The sequence below is a fragment of the Aliiglaciecola litoralis genome (assembly GCF_039523355.1).
Lineage (GTDB): Bacteria > Pseudomonadota > Gammaproteobacteria > Enterobacterales > Alteromonadaceae > Aliiglaciecola > Aliiglaciecola litoralis.
Genome location: NZ_BAAAFD010000057.1, coordinates 1 through 550 on the forward strand (window position 1 = coordinate 1; position 550 = coordinate 550).

Annotated in this window: 1 protein-coding gene; it reads left to right on the top strand. The window is 43.1% G+C overall.

All coding sequences use genetic code 11. From position 1 onward, the window contains the following. The first annotated feature begins 19 nt into the window (after positions 1 to 19). On the top strand, positions 20 to 442 hold the full coding sequence (locus ABD036_RS19145; protein WP_343862811.1) for a hypothetical protein: 423 nt from the start codon (positions 20 to 22) through the stop codon (positions 440 to 442). The last annotated feature ends 108 nt before the right edge of the window (positions 443 to 550 follow it).

A 550-nucleotide genomic window follows, 5' to 3' on the forward strand; every position in this document is an offset into this window, starting at 1 on the left:
GCGTTATACGTAAAAAATTATGATCGAAATAGAGTTCGAAGACCCCGTTGAAGGTACATGTGAGTGTTGCGGTAATAAAACCGTACGACTGACTCGTTTTGTTTACCAAGATGACAATGCTTTCGCAGTTTATTATGCTCAGTTCAGTCATGGGCACGATGAAAAATATTTAAGCGGCATTGTCGGGCTCGGAGAATGGGGAGATGATGAGGTTGGCCCAGAAGCTCGGGTTGCCTTCCCATTCCGAATTTGGACTGACGATGATAATTTTAAAGTTGGTTTAGTTGACGCTTCGGAATCTCCATGGAGAGAGGTAACCTTTTTGGGCAAAATTCTTGATAGAGCTGAAGCTCTGGAGCACGAATGGCTCAAAGATGTTTTTCACATCACTGATCATATGGTGGTCGACGATAAAGAAATCGTGGAGTACTTCAATGAATAAAGCGTATAACAAGTTGCTCAAGTCGGATTGTGGTAAATTGTCACCTTGTTTGCAAAGAGCCGCAAACAAACCGCCAATTCACCACAACCGCTTAGCAAGGCGTTATGT

Coding starts and splice junctions, on each gene's coding strand:
- ABD036_RS19145 (WP_343862811.1), top strand. CDS start 20: ATGATCGAAATAGAGTTCGAAGACCCCGTTGAAGGTACATGTGAGTGT.